Annotated in this window: 14 protein-coding genes; 4 read left to right on the forward strand and 10 right to left on the reverse strand. The window is 72.4% G+C overall.

The window, feature by feature from the left end; translation table 11 throughout:
• The first annotated feature begins 26 nt into the window (after window positions 1-26).
• A complete protein-coding gene (locus tag ABT354_RS31265; protein WP_351500015.1) occupies window positions 27-578 on the forward strand; it encodes an EF-hand domain-containing protein in 552 nt (183 codons plus the stop codon).
• Here ABT354_RS31265 and ABT354_RS31270 read toward each other — a convergent pair.
• Both ABT354_RS31270 and ABT354_RS31275 read right to left on the reverse strand, forming a co-directional pair.
• Window positions 524-1,483 (reverse strand): terpene synthase family protein, encoded by a 960-nt coding sequence (locus ABT354_RS31270; RefSeq protein WP_351500017.1) that lies wholly within the window; start codon window positions 1,481-1,483, stop codon window positions 524-526. The genes ABT354_RS31265 and ABT354_RS31270 overlap by 55 nt on opposite strands.
• On the reverse strand, window positions 1,480-2,919 hold the full coding sequence (locus ABT354_RS31275; RefSeq protein ID WP_351500019.1) for a cytochrome P450: 1,440 nt from the start codon (window positions 2,917-2,919) through the stop codon (window positions 1,480-1,482). Before ABT354_RS31275 ends, ABT354_RS31270 begins: the two co-directional genes overlap by 4 nt.
• Window positions 2,920-3,246: 327 nt before the next feature.
• On the opposite strand from ABT354_RS31275, the gene ABT354_RS31280 reads away from it, so the two are divergent.
• The 3 genes from ABT354_RS31280 (at window position 3,247) to ABT354_RS31290 (ending at window position 7,723) form a co-directional block, all read left to right on the forward strand.
• A complete protein-coding gene (locus tag ABT354_RS31280) occupies window positions 3,247-5,751 on the forward strand; it encodes a polysaccharide lyase 8 family protein (protein WP_502983532.1) in 2,505 nt (834 codons plus the stop codon).
• A 154-nt stretch (window positions 5,752-5,905) separates the two neighbouring features.
• Window positions 5,906-7,489, forward strand: a complete 1,584-nt coding sequence (locus tag ABT354_RS31285) for an acyl-CoA carboxylase subunit beta (RefSeq protein ID WP_351500021.1) — start codon at window positions 5,906-5,908, stop codon at window positions 7,487-7,489.
• 27 nt (window positions 7,490-7,516) lie between these two features.
• A complete protein-coding gene (locus ABT354_RS31290; protein WP_351500023.1) occupies window positions 7,517-7,723 on the forward strand; it encodes an acyl-CoA carboxylase subunit epsilon in 207 nt (68 codons plus the stop codon).
• Between the two features lie 177 nt (window positions 7,724-7,900).
• Here the strand turns inward: ABT354_RS31290 and ABT354_RS31295 are convergent, their stop codons facing one another.
• From ABT354_RS31295 to ABT354_RS31330, 8 genes are all read right to left on the reverse strand, one after another.
• Window positions 7,901-8,482: a GTP-binding protein gene (locus ABT354_RS31295; protein WP_351500025.1), complete on the reverse strand. Its 582-nt coding sequence runs from the start codon at window positions 8,480-8,482 to the stop codon at window positions 7,901-7,903.
• Window positions 8,463-9,131, reverse strand: a complete 669-nt coding sequence (locus ABT354_RS31300; protein ID WP_351500027.1) for a DUF742 domain-containing protein — start codon at window positions 9,129-9,131, stop codon at window positions 8,463-8,465. Before ABT354_RS31300 ends, ABT354_RS31295 begins: the two co-directional genes overlap by 20 nt.
• A gap of 95 nt (window positions 9,132-9,226) precedes the next feature.
• Window positions 9,227-9,640: a roadblock/LC7 domain-containing protein gene (locus ABT354_RS31305; protein ID WP_009997645.1), complete on the reverse strand. Its 414-nt coding sequence runs from the start codon at window positions 9,638-9,640 to the stop codon at window positions 9,227-9,229.
• Between the two features lie 10 nt (window positions 9,641-9,650).
• Window positions 9,651-13,046 (reverse strand): sensor histidine kinase, encoded by a 3,396-nt coding sequence (locus tag ABT354_RS31310; protein WP_351500029.1) that lies wholly within the window; start codon window positions 13,044-13,046, stop codon window positions 9,651-9,653.
• Between the two features lie 338 nt (window positions 13,047-13,384).
• Window positions 13,385-13,975: a GTP-binding protein gene (locus ABT354_RS31315; RefSeq protein ID WP_351500031.1), complete on the reverse strand. Its 591-nt coding sequence runs from the start codon at window positions 13,973-13,975 to the stop codon at window positions 13,385-13,387.
• Window positions 13,956-14,357, reverse strand: a complete 402-nt coding sequence (locus ABT354_RS31320) for a DUF742 domain-containing protein (RefSeq protein WP_351500033.1) — start codon at window positions 14,355-14,357, stop codon at window positions 13,956-13,958. Before ABT354_RS31320 ends, ABT354_RS31315 begins: the two co-directional genes overlap by 20 nt.
• A gap of 146 nt (window positions 14,358-14,503) precedes the next feature.
• On the reverse strand, window positions 14,504-14,917 hold the full coding sequence (locus ABT354_RS31325; RefSeq protein ID WP_351500112.1) for a roadblock/LC7 domain-containing protein: 414 nt from the start codon (window positions 14,915-14,917) through the stop codon (window positions 14,504-14,506).
• A 9-nt stretch (window positions 14,918-14,926) separates the two neighbouring features.
• Window positions 14,927-17,654 (reverse strand): ATP-binding protein (locus ABT354_RS31330; RefSeq protein WP_351500035.1); only part of this gene is annotated, 2,728 nt, incomplete at its 5' end.

Genomic DNA, 17,654 nt, shown 5'->3' on the forward strand with positions numbered 1-17,654 from the left:
CCGTCGGCCCCGGGTAGCGTCCGCCCATGACCGAACGCACCGTCCTGGATCTCAAGCTCGACCGCTCCTTCCGCATGCTCGACACCGACGGCGACGGCCGTATCCGGGAACAGGACCTGGTCAGCCTCGCCCGTACCCTCGGTACGGCCTTCCCCGGCGGCGCCCCCGCCGCCGTCGCCCGGCTGGAGCGGGCCTTCGCCGTGCTGTGGCGTACCGATCTGCGCCCCATGGACACCGACGGGGACAGCGCGATCTCCCGCGAGGAGTGGTCCACCGGGGTCCGCCGGGCCGTCGCCCGGGACCGCACCGGCTTCCTCGGGCGGATGAGCACCATGCTCCAGGCCTGGCTGGACCTCTGCGACCGGGACGGGGACGGCCGGATCGACCGCCGGGAGTTCACCATGATGTACGGGCGTACGCTCGGGCTCTCCGCCCGCGCCCTGGCCGAGGCGTTCACCACCCTCGACATCGACGGCGACGGATATCTCGACCGCGGCGAGGTGTACGCCGCGGTCGAGGAGTACTACACCAGCGAGACCCGGGACACCCCGGGCAACTGGCTGTTCGGCCCGCTGTAGCGCCCACTGGACCGCGCCCAGGTCTCCACCGCGTCCACCAGATGCCGGGTGGCCTCCAGATAGCCGCGGCACTCCGGGTACGCGGCGGCGCACTCCTCCCGCAGCAGCACGCACTCCCGCCGCAGCTCGCGGACGCGCTCGGCCACGATCTCCAGCGCCCGCTCCCGGGTCACCCCGTGCTCGCGCTGGAGCACCAGGACGGTGTTGAAGACCGACCCCCGCCGTTCCTCACGGGCGAGCGAGAAGAGATCGTTGATCAGCCCCGCCGCCTCCGCGGTGTGGGTCCGCAGCCGGTGCCACGGCCCATGGGTGCGCAGCCCGCTGGGGGCCTCCGTGTCCAGCGCCCGTTCCAGCAGATTCAGGAACGGATAGAGACAGCTGGCGTGCCGCCGCAGCATCAGCGCCTCCACCACCGAGGGGCCGCTGCCCCGGGAGCGGTGCACCGTCTCGGCGACAAAGGTGTAGAGACAGTCCCGCCAGTCCCGGGCCGAACGGCGGTTCCACACCGCGCTGCGGCCCTGCGCCTGCCGCCGGCACAGATCCGCCCAGGCGGCGGAGACGCTGTCCGCCCAGGGCGCGGGCGGCATCGCGAACCACCGCCCGCCGCCGAAGCCGTTGACGATGTCCTCGAACCGCCGGAAGAGGGTACGGGCCACCCGCAGATCCCGCCCCGCCGGGCCGTCGAAGTGGTCGTCCAGCACGGTGTACCAGCCCAGGAGATCGGTGAGCAGCTCCAGTTCGGTCTCCGGGACCCCCGGATAGGCCAGCTCTATCAGCCGGGGCAGCGCGTAGCCGCGGTACTGGTCCGTGTCGGCGGGGGCCACCAGACCGTACCGGGCGAGCCAGGCGGTGTGGCGCTCCTCGCGGTCGAGCAGGGACAGTCGGCCCTCGGGCACCCCGCTCATCCCGCTCCCCCCTGGTCCTGGGAGGAAGTGGAGGCGGAGGCAGAGGACGTGGCGGCGGAGGAAGCGGCGGCGGGGCCGGGGGCCGGGCGGCCCTGACGGCGGGTCACCGCCATGGCCACCCCGTCCGCCTGGACCGTCGTCCAGACCCGCTCCCTCGCCCGCGCCCCGGCGACGGGCACCGGCCGCCACTCGCGCAGCACCGTCGCGGCGACCACCGCCAGCTCCATCCAGGCGAAGCCCTCGCCGATGCAGCGGTGCTTGCCCGCGCCGAAGGGGAGGAACAGCTCCCGCTCGCCCCCCTGGTCCCGCGCCCCGCTCCCGTTCACCCAGCGGTCCGGGTCGAAGACCAGCGGCCGGGCATAGCGCTCCGGATCGCGGTGGAGCGCGGTCAGGCTGTACAGCAGCTCGGTACCGGCCGGGACGGAGTACGGGCCGAGGCGCACCCGGGTGGTGGCCGTCCGCATCAGAAAGGCATTGGGCGTGTGCAGCCGCAGCACCTCCCGCAGCACCCGGTGGAGCAGCTCAAGACGGCCCAGGGCCGGTGCGGTCAGCGGCTCGTCGCCGAGGCCGTCCAGCTCCGCGAGCAGCCGCCCGGCGATCTCCGGATGCCGGGTCAGCTCATGGAAGAGCCAGGTCAGCGTGGTGGAGACGGTCTCGGTGCCCGCGCCGAGGACAGTGATCGCCTCGGCGCGTACGGCGGCCTCGTCCAGCCGCCGCCCGGTCGACGGGTCCCGGGCCGTGCGCAGCAGCCACAGCAGCGAGTCCGGGCCGCCGGACCCGTTCACCGCCTGGTCCACCACCCGGTTGAGCGCCCGTACCGCCGACTCGAAGCGGAGGTTCAGCGGCAGCGGCAGCAGCGCGAAGGCCGGGTGCGGCAGCAGCGACCGGACGATCTGCCCCCGGACCAGGTCCGGCAGCGCCCGGTGGAAGGCGGCGGCGGACTCCTCGCGGAGCCGGGAGCCGAAGAGCACCCGGGTGACGATGTCCAGGGCCAGCCGGCTCATCTGCCCGCCGACATCCAGCACCTGGCCCTCCCGCCAGCGGGCGGTCCGCTCCCGGGTCACCCGTTCCACCGCGCGGATCCGGTGCTCCATGTCCCGGGCGGTGAAGGCGGGCTGGAGCACGCGTCGGCGGTCCCGGTGGGCGCGCCCCTCCGACATCAGCAGCCCGTCCCCGAAGGCCCGGCGCAGGGTGACCTGCACCGCGCCGCGCGGGCAGTCGTGCGCGAGTGCCACCAGCAGGGTGTGGACCAGTTCGGGCCGGGTGACCACACAGACCGAGCGCGGGCCGAGCGATATCCGCACCACCCCGCCCACCCTGGCCAGCGAGCCGATGAAGCCGAGCGGGTCGCGCAGCAGCGCGGGGGCGTGGCCGAGCAGCGGGAGACGGCCGGGGGCGCGCGGAACGGGCGCCGGGGCCACGGGTGCGATGGGCACGGTGGGCAGCTCCTTCACTGATGTCCCCTCCGGTGTGCCGGTGCCCGGACGGGTCCGGGGCGCGGTCCGGTGCGGACCGGTCGCCCGGGGCGCCGCACGGGGGCGGGACGGGGAGACGGGTGGGGGGTCGGGGCGGGTCCGGCGCGGCGCGGACCTGGGGCCGCCCCGGCTTCACTCTGCTGGCGGCCGAAATTCCCCGGCAAATCACCATCACTCAATGGGGTGACTCTGCGGGAACCCGGCTCGGTCGCGGCCCTTCAGCCGCCCGGCGCCCCGTGGTAGACCGGAGCGAACGGCCCGTATCGCGTCCGGCGCATCGGAGGTCCCGTGTCCCAGCCGCCCGCCCGGCCCGCCGCGTACCGCTGGTCCCGCCGGGCCGTGGTCGCCGCGCTCACCGCCGCCCTCGCCCCGGCCACCCTCGGCCCGGCCGCCGCCACCGGCACCGGGACCACCGGGACCGGGACCACCGGGACCGGGACCGCCCCGGAGCCCGGCGGTCCGGGCGACCCCGGCGACCCCTACGAGACCCTGCGCCACCGCTGGCTCGGCATCGCCCTCGGCGGCGGCTACGACCCCACCGCCGAGCCCTACGCCTCCCGGATCGCGGCCGGTGTCCAGGAGGCCGAGCGGTACCGGGCCACCATGGCGCCCGCCCCCGGCTCGCTCTGGCCCGGCGACCCCTATGACCCGCCCGCCGGGATCACCCGCAGTTACCGCCGGCTCTGGACCATGGCCCAGGCCTGGACCCACACCCGGGACCCCGCCCTCCTCACGGGCGTCCTGACGGGGCTGGACCATCTGGCCACCACCGTCTACCACCCCGGCACCACCCGCTGGGGCAACTGGTGGGAGTGGCAGATCGGCAGCCCCCGGCTACTGCTGGACACCGCCGCCGTCCTCGGCCCCGAGCTGGGGACCGACCGGCGCGACGCCGCCTGCGCCGCCGTGGACCACTTCATCCCCGACGCCCTCCTCGGCGCCTATACCGGCGTCTCCACCGGGGCCAACCGGGTGGACCTCTGCCGCTCGGTCGCCCTGCGCGGGGTCCTCGGCCGTGCCCCGGACCGGCTCGCCCTCGCCCGGGACGCCCTCTCACCGGTCTTCCCCCATGTCACCCGGGGCGACGGAATGTACGCGGACGGCTCCTTCGTCCAGCACACCCGGGTCGCCTACTCCGGCACCTACGGCCAGGTCTTCCTGGAGGGTCTTGCCCGGCTGTTCGCGCTGCTCGGCGGATCACCCTGGGAGATCACCGACCCCGCCCGGCGCCATGTCCTCGACAGCGTCGAGCACGCCTTCGCCCCCCTGATCCACAACGGGCTGATGATGGACACCGTCAACGGCCGGGCGGTCAGCCGGGGGCGGCAGCTCCAGGACGACCCCCGGATCCTGCGCGGGGACCACTTCCACGGCCATGCCATGATCGCCGCCATCGCGCTGCTCGCCGAGGGGGCGAGCCCCGCCGAACGTTCCCGCTGGCATGCCCGTATCCGGGGCTGGATCGAGCGGGACACCACCGAACCGGTGCTGACCGCGCCCCAGTTCGGCGTCGCCGATCTGGCCCGGCTGCACACCATCGCCGCCGCCCCCGGGCCCGTCGCCCCCGAACCGGTGGGCCACCGGCTCTTCGCCGGGATGGACCGGGCCGTCCACCGCCGCCCCGGCTGGGCTGCCGCCGTCGCGATGGCCTCAGAGCGGATCGCGTACTACGAGTGCGGCAACGGCGAGCACCCGCGCGGCTGGCACACCGGGGCCGGGATGGTGCTGTGGTGGCCCGCCGACCGGCAGGGCGGCCAGTACACCGACGCGTTCTGGCCCACCGTCGACCCGTACCGGATGCCCGGCACCACGGTCTCCACCCGCCGTCTGCCCGACCGGGCGGGCGGTGAGTGGGGCGAGCCCCGGCCCGCCACCCGCTGGACCGGCGGGGTGACCGACGGGGAGTACGCCGCCCTCGGCCAGGATCTCGCCGGGCTCGGCTCCACCCTCACCGCCCGGAAGTCATGGTTCTGCGCCGATGACGCGATCATCTGCCTGGGAGCGGGGATCCGCTGCGCCGACGGTGTCCCCGTGGAGACGGTGGTGGACAACCGCAATCTCGGCGAGGGCGGGGACGCGGTGCTCACCCGGGGGCCGGGGTGGGTCCATCTCGCGGGCCACGGCGGCTGGGTGGTGCCCGCCGGCCGATGGGGCACCCGCCCCGGCCCCGGTACGGGAGAGGGCCCCGGTGTCCGTACGGAACAGGGCCCCGGTACCCGTACGGAAAGGCACCCCGGAGCCCGCCCCCGATCGCTGCGGCTGCTCCGCGAGGACCGGACCGGCTCCTGGCGGGAGATCAACGCCGGCGGCTCCCCGGCCCCGCTCACCCGCCGCTACCAGACCCTGTACTGGGACCACGGCGTCGACCCGGTGGACGCCTCCTACCTCTATCTGCTGATGCCGGGCGCGAGCCGCCGGGCCGTCGCCGCCCGCGCCGCCGACCGTGACTGGCTCACCGTGCACGCGTGCGGCGGCGCCCGCCAGGCCGTGGAGGTGCCGTCGATCGGGCTGCTCGCCGCGAACTTCTGGGAGCCCGGCCGGGCGGGCCCGCTCACCGCGACCGGCCCGGCCAGTGTGCTCGTACGCCGCCGCCCCGGCCGCCGGGCCACCCTCCGGGTCGGCGACCCGCCACGCACCGGCACCCCCCTGGAGATCGTCTGGCACCACCCGGTGCGGCGGGTCCTGGAGAATGATCCACAGATCGAGGTGATCTCCACCGGACGGGCGCTGAGGCTTCGGCTGAACGGTGCAACGGCCGGTGCGGGGTATGGCTGCGAGATTGCGTTGATCTGAGGTGATTGTGGGATTCCTATAATCGTCACCCGTGCTGGGCTGGTGGGTGGACCGGCGGGCCACACCGTTCTGTCAGGGGCCGACAGGAGATCGGGCAGGAGACTGTTCGGTGTCAACGGGATGCTTTCCTTGGATCGATCCGTAGGGTCGATGCATGACCGTTGTGGACGAGACCCCCAGCGAGCCGACGGACGCGCGCGGCCGTGTGGCGGAGCTGCGTGAGCTGCGTGAGCGCGCGGTTCGCGGCCCGAGTGACCGGGCTACCGAGGCGCAGCACGCCAAGGGCAAGCTGACCGCGCGCGAGCGGATCGATCTGCTGCTGGACGCGGGCTCGTTCCGTGAGGTGGAGCAGTTGCGGCGGCACCGGGCCACGGGCTTCGGCCTGGAGGCGCGGAAGCCGTACACCGATGGTGTGATCACCGGGTGGGGGACGGTCGAGGGCCGGACCGTCTTTGTGTACGCGCATGACTTCCGGATCTTCGGCGGCGCGCTGGGCGAGGCCCATGCCACCAAGATCCACAAGATCATGGACATGGCCATCGCGGCGGGTGCTCCGCTGGTCTCGCTGAACGACGGGGCCGGTGCCCGTATCCAGGAGGGCGTCTCGGCGCTCGCCGGATACGGCGGGATCTTCCAGCGGAACACCCGGGCGTCCGGTGTGATCCCGCAGATCTCGGTGATGCTCGGCCCCTGCGCGGGCGGCGCGGCCTACAGCCCGGCCCTGACCGACTTTGTGTTCATGGTCCGCGAGACCTCGCAGATGTTCATCACCGGGCCCGATGTGGTCAAGGCCGTCACCGGCGAGGAGATCACCCAGAACGGGCTCGGCGGCGCGGATGTGCACGCCGAGACCAGCGGGGTGGCGCACTTCGCCTATGACGACGAGGAGACCTGCATCGCCGAGGTGCGCTACCTCCTGTCGATGCTGCCCCAGAACAACCGCGAGAACCCGCCGACCGTCGCCACCGACGACCCCGCCGACCGGCGCTCGGACGTGCTGCTGGACCTGGTCCCCGCCGACGGCAACCGCCCCTATGACATGCACCAGGTCATCGAGGAGCTGGTGGACGAGGGCGACTATCTGGAGGTCCACGAGCGCTGGGCGCGGAACATCATCTGCGCCCTGGCCCGGCTGGACGGCCAGGTCGTGGGCATCGTGGCCAACCAGCCGCAGACCCTCGCCGGTGTCCTGGACATCGAGGCATCGGAAAAGGGTGCGCGCTTTGTCCAGATGTGCGACGCTTTCAATATTCCGATCATCACCTTCCTGGATGTCCCCGGCTTCCTTCCGGGCGTCGACCAGGAGCACGGTGGGATCATCCGGCACGGCGCCAAGCTGCTCTACGCGTACTGCAACGCGACCGTGCCCCGGATCTCGCTGATCCTGCGCAAGGCGTACGGCGGCGCGTACATCGTCATGGACTCCCAGTCCATCGGAGCGGACCTAACCTACGCCTGGCCCACCAACGAGATCGCGGTGATGGGCGCCGAGGGAGCCGCCAATGTCATCTTCCGCCGCCAGATCGCCGAGGCGGAGGACCCCGAGGCCATGCGCACCCGCATGGTCAAGGAGTACAAGTCCGAGCTGATGCACCCGTACTACGCGGCGGAGCGGGGCCTGGTCGACGATGTGATCGACCCCTCCGAGACCCGCGAGGTGCTGATCGCCGCGCTCGCGATGCTCCGCACCAAGCACGCCGACCTCCCCTCTCGCAAGCACGGCAACCCCCCGCAGTAACGCGGCGGAGAGAACGGAGCCCGACCGATGAGCACACCTACCACCGATGCCTCACTGCTGCGCGTGGAGAAGGGCGACTGCGCGCCCGAGGAGCTGGCGGCGATCACCGCCGTGCTGCTGGCCCGCGCCGCCGCCCAGCCGGAGGAGCCCGCCTCGGCCGGTCCGTCGGCGGCCGGCTGGCGGCGCCTGGAGCGCCAGCGCGGCTTCCAGCCCTCGCACAGCTGGCAGGGCTGACCTCTCCGTCGACCGAGGGGCCCGTACACCACCCGTTCAGGGGGGAGTACGGGCCCCTCGGCGTGCTGCCGGCGCCGTGCCGCCGTGCCGCCGTGAAGAAACCGTTCCGGAACGGCCGGCGGCCCCCCGCGCCGGAGAGAGGGCGTGGGGGGCCGACGGACGGTGGAGCGGGATCGTCTAACGCAGCCGGGCCATGAGGGCGTGTTCGACGAGGGTGATGAGGGCGCTTTTGGCGTCGGCGCGGTGGCGTGCGTCGGTGGTGATGATGGGGGTGTCGGGGCCGATCTGGAGGGCTTCGCGGACTTCTTCGGGGCTGTAGGGCTGGTGTCCGTCGAAGCCGTTGAGGGTGATGACGAAGGGGAGGCCGCTGTTCTCGAAGTAGTCGACGGCGGGGAAGCAGTCGGCGAGGCGGCGGGTGTCGACGAGGACGACGGCGCCGATGGCGCCGCGTACGAGGTCGTCCCACATGAACCAGAAGCGGTCCTGTCCGGGGGTGCCGAAGAGGTAGAGGATCAGGTCCTGGTCGAGGGTGATGCGTCCGAAGTCCATGGCCACGGTGGTGGTGGTCTTGTCCCCGGTGTGGGTGAGGTCGTCGATTCCGGCGGAGGCCGATGTCATGACGGCTTCGGTACGCAGCGGGTTGATCTCCGAGACGGCGCCGACGAACGTGGTCTTGCCCACGCCGAATCCGCCCGCCACCACGATCTTCGCGCTGGTGGTTGAGCGGGCTGCACCGCCGCTAGAGCTTGCGAAGTCCACTGAGCACCCTTTCGAGCAGTGTCACATCTGGCTGACCACCGGCGGCTTCGTCGCCGCCGGGCTGGTGGATGGCGACGAGACCGGCCTCCGCCAGGTCGGCGACGAGGATCCGGGCGACGCCAAGGGGAATATGGAGCAGTGCCGAGATCTCCGCGACCGACTTGATCTCGATGCACAGTCGGCAGATCCGCTGGTGCTCGGGCAGTTGCCCGTGCAGACTCATCGGATCAGCCGTCGTACTGACCAGCGCCTCGATGGCGAGCTGGTAACGCGGCCGGGTCCGGCCGCCGGTCATGGCGTACGGACGGACCAGCGGGTTGTGCGCGTTCTGCACGGGCGACGGTTCCGCCGCCCGGCGGTCCCGCTGATCATAGGGCGGCTGCCGGTCGTACGGCCGTTGTTCGTACGAGGAGGGCGGCGGCTGGTGCTGCTGTTGCCCGTACTCCTCGTACTCGTCGTATCGCTGGTACTGCTGGTGCTGCTGGTGCTGCCCGTACTGCTCGGAGGAAGGATTCTCGTACTGCTCGTACGGCGGGGTACCGCCGTTTCCTTCCGGCGCCGGGGGGAAACCGTAGCGGTGGCGGGATCGCTCCTCGGGCCTCCGGTGAGCAGCGCCGTCGTAAGGGTGTCCGCCTGGGGGTGTTGCCACGTTTCCTCCTCCGAATGCGAGTAGCCGGTCCCGTCCCTGTGGAGCCGCGCCACCGCACCCTATGGTGCGATGGCGTGAAACGCACTGTCTGCCGGTTAGTTGAGAAGGCTCCCCTGAAGTTCCGCGCGCAGATCGGGAGTCAGGACATTCCCGGCGCGGTCCACCAGCAGGGCCATCTCGTAACCCACCAGGCCGATATCGGCCTCGGGGTGGGCCAGTACGGCCAGCGAGGAGCCGTCCGAGATCGACATGATGAAGAGGAAGCCGCGCTCCATCTCCACGACCGTCTGGTTGACGGCGCCGCCCTCGAAGATGCGGGAGGCCCCCGCGGTCAGCGAGGTCAGCCCGGAGGCCACGGCCGCCAGCTGGTCGGCGCGGTCACGCGGGAATCCTTCGGACATGGCCAGCAGGAGTCCGTCGGCGGAGACCACCACCGTGTGGGACACCCCGGGGGTGTTGTCCACGAAGTTGGTGATCAACCAGTTCAGATTCTGCGCTGCCTGGCTCATCGGGCTCACACTAACGCTCCTGGTTGTAGGTGCTACCCGGGCCGAGGCCCGGTCCGTTCGTGTCCGTTCCCGCGCTGCGTCCCCGCTGGACACCGCGGCGGAGATTGCTCAGCCTGCCGCGGATGTCCTCCGGAGCGCGGGAGATCGGGGGACCCTGCTCCGCGGTCTGCTCCGCGGCGCCCTCGATGAGGTTGGCCTTGGGCACCCGTCGCGGAAGCCCGGACGAGGTGACCCCGCCCGCCTTCGGCTCACGGAGCTTCTCCGCCCGCTGCCAGCGCTCGTCGTTGGCCGAACGCCCGGCCGTGGACTCGGGGGAGCTGTGTGCGCCGCCCATCGCCTCGGACCGGTCGCTCCGCGGCGTCCGCGGGGCTTCCTCCACGGCCGGCCGCCACTCCTCCCGGGGCTGCTGCGGCGCGGAGTGCGGCTGCTGGGAGCCGCGGCGCGGCAGACCGGCCTCGGTCAGTTGATGACCGCCGCCCGGGGACTGACCCGGACGGTCGAAGCCTACGCGCTCGGAACCGATGCCGGGACCGCCCTGAGGGGTCGGAGCGGCCTCCGGTTCTGGCTGGAAATTCGGCTCAAACGCAGCGGGGTAGGAGGTCTGTTCCGTCCAGTCACCCTGGTGGGGCTGGTGGACATAGGGCGTCTCATAGCCCGTCCGGTCCTGCCCGGCGGCCTGGAACGGATCCTCCGTATAGCCCCCGGCGACCGGCTGGACGGGCTGCTGCGGCTCCTGGCGGGCGGGCAGGGTCTCCTGCGGGCCCCCGGCGGTGTATCCGCCGTGCGCGCCCGGCGCGGTGCCCTGCGGATGCCCGGTGGCCGGGTATCCGGGGTACGGCTGGGGGGAGCCCTGGTCCTGCTGCGGATAGCCCGGCTGGGCGTAGGGCTGTCCGCCGAACGGGTCGGCCGGGGCCTGCGGGGCGTACGGCTGCCCCTGGGCCTGCGGCTGTCCCTGCGGGGCGTACCCCTGGCCCTGGCCGTGTCCCTGGCCCTGGCTGTGTCCGTGACCCTGGCCGTGTGGCTGGCCCTGCGCCTGGCCCTGGTGGCCCTGGTGCGGCTGGTTCCCGGGCACCGGGCGCGCGGGGTGCTGCGACTGCGCCTCCAGTGCCGCACGCCGCTCCCCGCGCTTCAGTGAGCGGTTGACGGGGTTGAGTCCGGCGCCCCCCGGCTGCTGGGGCTGCTGGGTCTCGTAGCGGGAGTCGTCGAAGCCCAGCTCAGCGGCGGTCTTCAGCGGGGCGGTGGTGAGGGACTCCTGCTCCGGGATGATCTGGGAGACGGTGAAGTCGTTCTCCGGCGGCGCCTCGCCGCCCCCGCCCCGGGTGATCGGCTCGGGGAGCATCACCAGCGAGGTGGTGCCGGCCTGCTCGCCCGAGGGGCGCAGCTGGACCCGGATGCCATGGCGGTCGGCGAGCCGGCCCACCACGAAGAGGCCCATGCGCTGGGAGACGGCGGCGTCCACCACCGGCGGGTTGGCCAGCTTGTGGTTGATGTCCGCGAAGTCCTCGGCGGTCAGGCCGATGCCCTTGTCATGGATCTCGATCATCACCCGGCCGTCGGGCAGCCGGGTGGCGGTCACCCGGACCTTGGTCTGCGGCGAGGAGAAGGTGGTGGCGTTCTCCAGCAGCTCGGCGAGGAGATGGACGAGGTCGGTCACGGCCTGGCCGTGGATCTCGGTCTCGGGGACGCCGGTCAGCTCGATCCGCTCGTACGACTCCACCTCGGAGGAGGCGGCGCGGAGCACATCCACCAGCGGCACCGGCTGGTTCCAGCGGCTGCCGGGCTCCTCACCCGCCAGGATGAGGAGGTTCTCGCCGTTGCGGCGCATACGGGTGGCGAGATGGTCGAGCCGGAAGAGGGAGGCCAGCTGGTCGGGGTCGGCCTCGCTGTTCTCCAGCTCGGTGATGAGGGTCAGCTGGCCCTCGATCAGCGACTGGTTGCGGCGGGAGAGATTGGTGAAGATCGCGTTGACATTGCCGCGCAGCATCGCCTGTTCGGCGGCGAGCCGGACGGCCTCCCGGTGGACCTGGTCGAAGGCGCGGGCGACCTCGCCGATCTCGTCCTGGGTGTCGATCGGGATGGGTTCCACCCGGGTGTCGACCCGGCCCGGATCGGTCCGCGAGAGCTGGTCGACCAGCATCGGCAGCCGCTGTTCGGCGATCCCGAAGGCGGCCGTGCGCAGCCGCTGCATGGAGCGGCTCATCTGCCGGGCGACGGCACCGGCCAGGATGAAGGCGGCGAGCAGGGCGACCACGGTGATGGCGCCGTTGACGAAGGCGTCCCGGCGGGCGTCGGAGGCGATGGAGGAGGCCTCGGTGACGGCCCGGTCCACCAGCTCGTTCTCGACCTCGCTGTAGGCCTCGAACTTTCCGGTTGCGACCGCCATCCAGGTCTCGGGCGTGATGTCCCGCTTCTTCAGCTCCGAGGGCTCGGCGCCGGTACCGATACGGCGGGCCATCCCGGTGAAGACGGATTCGTTCTCCTGAGGCGGTTCGAGGCCGGACTCCGCCAGCTTCTTCTCGCTCTCGTTGTCCCGCTTGGCCATGGCCGACTGAAGCCGGTCCACATCCCCCTGGGTACCGCCCGAGACGAACTCGGCGACGGCGATCTGCTCCAGGTAGTTGTAGGAATTGAAGGCGATGGTCTGCTTCTGGAAGACATCCGGCTTGCCACTCGGACGGACCAACAGGTGCATACCAATGGAGCGCTGAAGCGATTCAGCTGCCTTCGCCAGCTGAATGGCGTAGACCATGCGCCCGAAACTCGTCACATTTCCGGTGCCGAGTCCCAGCTCGTTGGCGAACTCCATGAGGGAGTGCTGTACCTGGACATAGCCCTCCTCGGTGGCGACCGGGTCCAGGCTGGTGGTGTAGGCGGCCTCGCGCAGCTCCTTCAGCCCCGGCTCCTCCTCGCGGAAGAGCTTCAGCCGGCGCTCCAGGCCCTGCCCGGCGGGCATGTCCTTCACGGCCTTGTCGAAGGCGGCCTTGGCGGTGTCGGTGGCCGTGTACGCCTGGGTGACCTCGTCCGAGCGGCGGGCCTCCTCGGTGGTGGCGGTGAGCAGCGGCTGGGCGGTGAGGTCGCGCTCGTTGAGCAGCGCGGCGCCGTACTCGGCGGCGGCCCGCACCACGAGCGCGGTCCGCTCGGCGTCCTGGGCCTCGCTCCAGGTGTCGATGGACGACTTCACCTGGAAGCCGCCCATGACCAGGCCGACGAGGACCGGGATCAGCAGGATCGCGTTCAGCCGGGTGGGCACCCGCCAGTTGCGCGGGGAGAGCCGGCTGGTGGAGGCGGCGGGGGCCGGACGAGGAGCCGGGGCGGGCGCGCCGGAGGGCCCCGCCGCCGTGCGCGGGGGCGGGGTGAAGTTGCCCCGCGCCTGTTGCTCCGCGGAGCTCTTCTTGCTTCGCCTCACTCGACCAAAACCTCTCGGCGCCGGCACGGGTACGGTGCCGTTGTCCTGTTTCCGAGCGGTACCACTCAGAAGTCCGTCGAATTTCAGCATGTGGAGCGGGCGGGTTCCAAACAGTTGGAATCAGCCATTCCGAGCGATCAGGTCGACAGATAAAACGGGCATAAAGAGCGAGATGCTTCAAAAGGCAAGGGAAATGTGAGCGCAGCGACACCGTCCGGATGCGTCGGGTGTCCGATCCGGGGCAATTCTCTGTCGAAACGTTATGAAGACGGGGGCGGACCGTGTCAAAGGACACAGTCCGCCCATCCGTGACTACGACAACTTCCGTATGGCCGTGTCTACTTGAGCCGGGCCATGAGGGCGTGTTCGACGAGGGTGATGAGGGCGCTTTTGGCGTCGGCGCGGTGGCGTGCGTCGGTGGTGATGATGGGGGTGTCGGGGCCGATCTGGAGGGCTTCGCGGACTTCTTCGGGGCTGTAGGGCTGGTGTCCGTCGAAGCCGTTGAGGGTGATGACGAAGGGGAGGCCGCTGTTCTCGAAGTAGTCGACGGCGGGGAAGCAGTCGGCGAGGCGGCGGGTGTCGACGAGGACGACGGCGCCGATGGCGCCGCGTACGAGGTCGTCCCACATGAACCAGAAGCGGTCCTGTCCGGGGGTGCCGAAGAGGTAGAGGATCAGGTCCTGGTCGAGGGTGATGCGTCCGAAGTCCATGGCCACGGTGGTGGTGGTCTTGTCCCCGGTGTGGGTGAGGTCGTCGATTCCGGCGGAGGCCGATGTCATGACGGCTTCGGTACGCAGCGGGTTGATCTCCGAGACGGCGCCGACGAACGTGGTCTTGCCCACGCCGAATCCGCCCGCCACCACGATCTTCGCGCTGGTGGTCGACCGGCTCTGAGGACCGGCACCGCCGCTAGAGCTTGCGAAGTCCACTGAGCACCCTTTCGAGCAGTGTCACGTCCGGCGTGCCGCCGGCGTCTCCGTTGCCCGGCTGGTGGATCGCCACCATGCCGGCCTCCGCCAGGTCGGCGACGAGGATCCGGGCGACGCCGAGCGGCATGGACAGCAGGGCCGACACCTCGGCCACGGACTTGACCTCACGGCACAGATGGCAGATCCGCTGGTGCTCGGGGAGGAGACCGGCGAGCAGCGCGGGGTCGGCCGTGGTGCTCACCAGCGCCTCGATGGCGAGCTGGTAACGGGGCCGGGTCCGGCCACCGGTCATGGCGTACGGACGTACCAGCGGCTGGTCACCCTCGAAACCGTAGTCGGCTTGGGAGCCGTACGGATCGTGGGAGGCGGTTGGCGGGGTCATGAGTCCTCCGGGCGGGACAGCAGTGGTCGGCGTGCCGTCGGAGCGGGCCGGTGGGGGTCCGGTTGGGCGACCTGACGGTGACGGCGCGAGCGCGCGCTATCTGGATGGTCTGGATCTGGGCGGATGGATGGTGTCGGTTTCGGCGGTCAATGCAGCAGACTTCCCTGCAGCTCGGCGCGGAGGTCCGGGGTGAGCACCCCGCCCGCGCGGTCGACCAGCAGGGCCATCTCATAGCCGACCAGGCCGATGTCGCACTCGGGGTGGGCCAGTACGGCCAGCGACGAGCCGTCCGAGATCGACATCAGGAAGAGGAAGCCGCGCTCCATCTCCACCACGGTCTGGCTCACCGGACCGCCCTCGAAGATGCGGGAGGCTCCCGCGGTCAGCGAGGTCAGCCCGGAGGCGACCGCGGCCAGCTGGTCGGCGCGGTCGCGCGGGAATCCTTCGGACATGGCCAGCAGGAGTCCGTCGGCGGAGACCACCACCGTGTGGGACACCCCAGGGGTGTTGTCCACGAAGTTGGTGATCAACCAGTTCAGATTCTGCGCCGCCTGGCTCATCGGGCTCAACTAACGCTCCTGCGGGTGTGTGGGGCCGAGGTTGAAGCTGCCGGTCGTCGAGCTGTTCTGCTGCTGACGGCCCTGCTGAATGCCACGGCGGAGATTGGTGAGTCGGCCGCGCACGTCGTCGGGCGCTCGCGAGACCTGTGGACCGCTCTGAGCGCTCTGCTCCTGCGCCGTGCCCGCGACCAGGTTGGCGCGCGGGACCCGGCGAGGGAGTCCTGAGGTGGTGACGCCGCCGGAGGCGGGCTTGCGGATCCGTTCCGCCTGCCGCACCAGCTCGTCGTTGGGAGAGGTCCGCCAGCCCTCGGCGCCCTCGGGTCCTTCGGCGCCTTCGGTGCCGTCGGTGGACTGCCCGGGGGTACGCCGGGGCAGCGCCTCGGGCTCCTCCGCGGGCTCGGGCCGCACGGCGGGTGCGTCCTGGCCGCCCTGCCGGTCCGCCGGGGCGGGCTGCTCCGGGTGGCTCCGGTCCTGGGAGTGGAACCAGTCCGTCTCCAGGGTGTCGAAGAGCGGGGTACGGCCGTCGCCGGGGCCGGGCGCGGGCGGCAGCGCCTCGGGCTGCGGCCGGTCCGGCAGGGCGGGCGGACGGTGACCCTCCGCGGGCTCGTAGCCGCGCGGCGCGGGCGCCTGGCCCGGTGCGGGCGGCTGCGGGGCACCGAGATCGGTCCGGGGGAACTGACCGGTGGCGGCGGGGTCGCCGTAGCCGGGCCGGGCGTACTGCCCGGACGAGGGGTCCTGGAAGTCGGGCCGGGTGTACTGGCCGGTGGCGGCGGGGTCGCCGTAGCCGGGCTGGGCGTACTGCCCGGAGGACGGGTCCTGGAATTCGGGACGCGGCACCTGGCCGGAGGACGGGTCCTGGAACTCCGGGCGCGGCACCTGGCCCGAGGACGGGTCCTGGTAGCCGGGCCGGGCGTACTGCCCGGACTGGTCGGAGGAGGGGTTCTGGAAGTCGGGCCGGGTGTACTGGCCGGTGGCGGCGGGGTCGCCGTAGCCGGGCTGGGCGTACTGCCCCGACGAGGGGTCCTGGTAGCCGGGCCGCGCGTACTGCCCGGACTGGTCGGAGGAGGGGTTCTGGAACTCCGGGCGCGGGGTCTGGCCCGAGGACGGGTCCTGGTAACCGGTGCCCGGTATCCGCTCGGCGGAGGGGCCGGGGAACTCCTGGCGGGCGAAGTGCCCGGTCGCGCCCGGCTCCCGGTCCCGTACCGGCGGCCGGGACGCGTCGAGGTCGATCCTCGGCATCGGCGAGGTCTCGGCGGGGTCCTGGTTCCGGCCGTCGCCGAACTGTCCGGGCGCCGCCGGGCCGTCCTGGCCCGTGCCGGGCCGGGCCGGGAAGCCACCGGAAGCGGCACCGCCGCCCGCCGGAGGACCGAAGACATCGGGACGGACGAACGGAGCGCCGGTGCCGGGCTGCTGCGAGCCGGCACCCGGACGGTCACCCGGCGCACCGGAGGAACGCGGGGCGTTGCCCTCCTCGTGGCCGCGCGGCGCATCGGCGCCGGGGCCACCGGGACCGGCAGGGCCACCGGGACGGCCGGGCTGCTCGGCGCCCCAGGCCGGGGTCTGCGGACGCTGCGGTCCGCCGCCACCGGGCAGTTCGGGCCGGGGCCCGCCGGAGGCGGGCAGCTGCCGGCCGCGGTCGCCCGCGTTCGGGCCACCCGGGCCGGAGCCGCGGCCACCGGGACCACCGGGGCCGGAACCGAGGCCACCGGGGCCGCTGGGACCGGAGCCACGCGGGGATCCGCTCTGGGGCGGACGGTTGCCGAAGGCGCCCGCGAGGCCACCGCCGCTGCGGCCGGCCGGGGGCCCGCCGTCACGGCTGGGCAGGGCCGTGCGCTGGCCGGGACCGCCCGAGCCCGCGCCGACCTGGCCGCGCTGCGGGGCACCCATGCCGGGCAGCGGACCGCCCTGGGTGGCGCCCGTACCGGGACCGCCGGGACGGTTCGCCCCACCGGGGCCGCCCGGCGGCATACCGCCGGGGACACCCGAACCGGGGGCGCCGGGCGCCTTCCGGCCGCCCTGGGCGACATCGACCGGGAGCATGACCAGCGCGGTCGTACCGCCCGAGTCGGAGGGGCGGAGCTGGATCCGGATGCCGTGGCGCAGCGACAGACGGCCGACCACGAAGAGGCCCATGCGGCGGGAGACCGAGACATCCACGGTGGGCGGCGAGGCCAGCCGCTCGTTGATCGCGGCGAGGTCCTCGGGGGAGAGGCCGATGCCGGTGTCATGGATCTCGACCAGGACCCGCCCGTCGGGCAGGGCGTGGCCGGTGACCCGGACCTTGGTCTGCGGCGAGGAGAACGAGGTGGCGTTCTCCAGCAGCTCGGCGAGGAGGTGCACGAGGTCGTTGACCACGCGGCCGGCGACCTCGGTCGCGGGCACGGCGGCCAGTTCGATCCGCTCGTACTGCTCCACCTCGGAGGCGGCGGCGCGGAGGACGTCGACCAGCGGGACCGGTCGGGTCCAGCGGCGGCCGGGCTCCTCGCCCGCGAGGACGAGGAGGTTCTCGCCGTTACGGCGCATACGGGTCGCGAGGTGGTCCAGCTTGAAGAGCGAGGAGAGCTGGTCCGGGTCGGCCTCACGGGACTCCAGCTCGGAGATGAGCGAGAGCTGGCGCTGGATGAGGCCCTGGGAGCGCCGGGAGAGGTTGGTGAACATCGCGTTGACGTTGCCCCGCAGCAGGGCCTGCTCGGCGGCGAGCCGGACCGCCTCGCGGTGCACGTCGTCGAAGGACGTA

This window comes from Streptomyces sp. NPDC000594 (genome assembly GCF_040299965.1).
Lineage (GTDB): Bacteria > Actinomycetota > Actinomycetes > Streptomycetales > Streptomycetaceae > Streptomyces.